Below are 2758 nucleotides of genomic sequence, written 5' to 3'. Positions count from 1 at the left end.
GTGGACCCCATGACCGCCGAATACCGCCACCTGCTCGTCAAGCGCGACGGCGACACCATCACCGTCACCATGAACCGCCCCGACCGCCGCAATGCGCTCTCGGCTGACCATCTCGGCGAACTGCTGAGCGCGTTCCGCGCCGCGGGCGATACCGACGCGACAGGTCTCGTCTTGGCCGCGGCCGGACCGGTTTTCAGCGCGGGCCACGATTTCGCCGATGTGGCGTCGCGTGACCTGCTCGGCGTACGTGACCTGCTCACCCTGTGCCAGCAGGTGATGACCACCCTGGAATCGATTCCGCAGGTGGTCATCGCCCGCGTGCACGGCCTGGCCACGGCCGCGGGCTGCCAGCTGGTCGCCTCCTGCGATCTGGCCGTCGCCGCCGAATCCGCCGGTTTCGCGCTGCCCGGCGGCAAGGGCGGCTGGTTCTGCCACACCCCGGCCGTGCCGGTCGCCCGGTCCATCGGCCGCAAGCGCCTGATGGAGTTGGCTCTCACCGGCGATGTCGTGGACGCCCGCACCGCCGTCGACTGGGGTCTGATCAACTACGCGGTCCCCGACGCCGACCTCGACACCGCCGTCGCCGACCTGCTCGCCCGCGCCACCCGGGGCAGCCGCGCGAGCAAGGCCCTGGGCAAACGCACCCTCTACGCCCAGCTCGACCGCCCCGAGGCCGACGCCTACACCCTGGCCCGCGAGGTCATGGCCGCAGCCTCCCAATTGCCCGGCGCCCGTGAGGGAATGGCCGCCTTCCTGGAGAAGCGCCACCCGCACTGGACCGACTGACCGCGCACACCCGCGACCGTCGCACCGGGTGGAGGAGTGAGGTGCCGGAATCCACCCGGTCTCCACCCGCGGGTGGTGGGTTCCCGGGCGGCGAAACGCGAACCTAGAAGCATGAATTTGCAGAATGCGGTGGTCGAGGGTTTGGTCGCGGTGCTGGTGATCGGATGGATCATGTACCGGCAGACGCGCTGGCAGGTGCTGGACCAGTCCAAACTGTGGCGGGGACCGATCGTCCTCGGCGTGGTCGGGGTCCTGCAGATGAAGTCCGTGCTCGCGAACGGGGCCCCGAGTGTGCTCGCGGTGACCTTGCTGGCGCTGTCGGCGGTCCTGGCCTTGGCGGTCGGGCTGGTGATGGGGCAGCTGTCGCAGGTGCGTTCCGGCGCGGCCGGATTGGAGGCGCGGACCGGGTGGACGGGCTCGCTGCTGTGGCTGGTGCTGCTGGCCGTGCGGATCGGCGTGGACGTGGTGGCGCGGGCGAACGGGGCGGCCGTGGTCACCTCTGTCGGGGCGATTCTGCTGGTGGTCGCGGTGAACCGGGCGGGACGGGCCGTGGTGCTGGCCCGGCGTGCCGAGCAGGCGCACCTGCTTGCGGCACACTGAGGCCGATGATTCTCGATCCTTCCTCGAGCCTGTCCAGGCTGCTGCGCCCGGTCGGGCTCGTCGCCGTGGTGTCGACCTCGGCGCACGCCGAGCTGTGGCAGCGACCGTGGGTGGCGGTGCTCGCGGTGGTGTCGTGGCTGGGGTGGGCGGGCTGGGCGGCGTCGCCGTTCGGATCACGGATGGAGCGAATCAGCGTGGCCGCCATGGCGATCGGCGGGGGACTGACGGTCGGGCAGTCGGCCGGATCCGCGATCACGGCGCTCGCCACCATCTTCGTGGCGCTGAGCCTGAGCGATCCACCCCGGTTCGGGGTGACGATCGCGCTGGGCACCTTTGCGCTGATGTGCGTGTCGATTCTGCTGGCGGGCGGTCGTCCCCAGGCATTCCTGGGCTTGCTGATCGGCGCGGTGGTGATCGGTCTGGCGGGCTGGAGCCGACGGCAGGCCCGGGTGGCCGCCGAACGCAATCGGCTACTGGTGGAACAGAATCGGATCATCCGCGCCGAGCGCGACCGGGCCGCCGCGCTCGCCGAGCGCGGCCGCATCGCCCGCGACATCCACGACGTGCTGGCGCACACCCTCGGCGGGCTGGTACTGCAATTGGACGCCGCGGACGCGCTGCTCGAGGCCGGCGCGGTGGAGCAGGCCACCGAACGGGTCCGGGCCTCACACGCCTTGGCGGTCTCCGGGCTCGCCGACGCGCGCCGCGTGGTCGGCGCCCTACGCGCGGAGCGCTTCGACACCGCCGCCGAACTGCGCCGAGTGGTCGACGAACATCGCGGCGCCGGTGGGGAAGTGGCCGAGCGACTGGATATCGCGGTGAATCCGGCCAACGAGCAGACCGCGGTGGCCTTGATCCGCGCGGTCCAGGAGGCACTCACCAATGCCCGCAAACACGCGCCCGGGCAGCCGGTTACGCTCACCCTCCGGGACAATGCCGGGCGCATCGAGGCCATCGTGTCGAATCCGGTTGCCGTGCACCGACTGTCGCTCGGCGCCAGCGGCACCGGCGCGGGACTGCTCGGCATGCGCGAACGGATCGAAGCGGTCGGCGGTCACCTGACCGCCGGGAAGGAGGACGGTCGGTGGACGGTGCGAATCCTACTGCCGCGGACGTGATCACGGTCGTCGTGGCCGACGATCAGACCACGGTGCGCGACGGGCTCACCACGGTGCTGTCGCTGCTGCCCGATATGCGGGTGGTGGGGGAGGCCCGCGACGGCGCGGAGGCGGTGGAGCTGGTCGCGCGCGTGAAACCCCGTGTGGTGCTGATGGATCTGCGCATGCCCGGCATCGACGGGGTGGCCGCCACGGCCGCCATCACCGCGCAGCATCCCGCGACGGCGGTGCTGGTGCTCACCACCTACGCCGAC

General features: G+C 71.4%; 4 protein-coding genes. All 4 read left to right on the top strand.

The genetic code is table 11. The features are described 5' to 3' along the window. On the top strand, positions 1-786 hold a 786-nt coding region (locus tag ACWELQ_RS42960; protein ID WP_452402728.1), incomplete at its 5' end, for an enoyl-CoA hydratase-related protein. Between the two features lie 111 nt (positions 787-897). After that, positions 898-1386 carry a hypothetical protein gene (locus ACWELQ_RS42955; protein ID WP_452402727.1) on the top strand — a complete coding sequence of 163 codons (489 nt, stop codon included), beginning with the start codon at positions 898-900 and terminating at the stop codon, positions 1384-1386. 5 nt (positions 1387-1391) lie between these two features. Then, the gene (locus ACWELQ_RS42950; RefSeq protein WP_452402726.1) at positions 1392-2504 is read left to right on the top strand and encodes a sensor histidine kinase; all 1113 of its coding nucleotides are present in this window, start codon (positions 1392-1394) and stop codon (positions 2502-2504) included. Beyond that, positions 2471-2758: response regulator (locus tag ACWELQ_RS42945; protein ID WP_452402725.1), on the top strand; the 288-nt coding region annotated here is incomplete at its 3' end. The genes ACWELQ_RS42950 and ACWELQ_RS42945, both read left to right, overlap by 34 nt.

The sequence above is a fragment of the Nocardia sp. NPDC004722 genome, from assembly GCF_053601505.1.
This window is presented reverse-complemented; position numbering and strand designations above follow the sequence as displayed.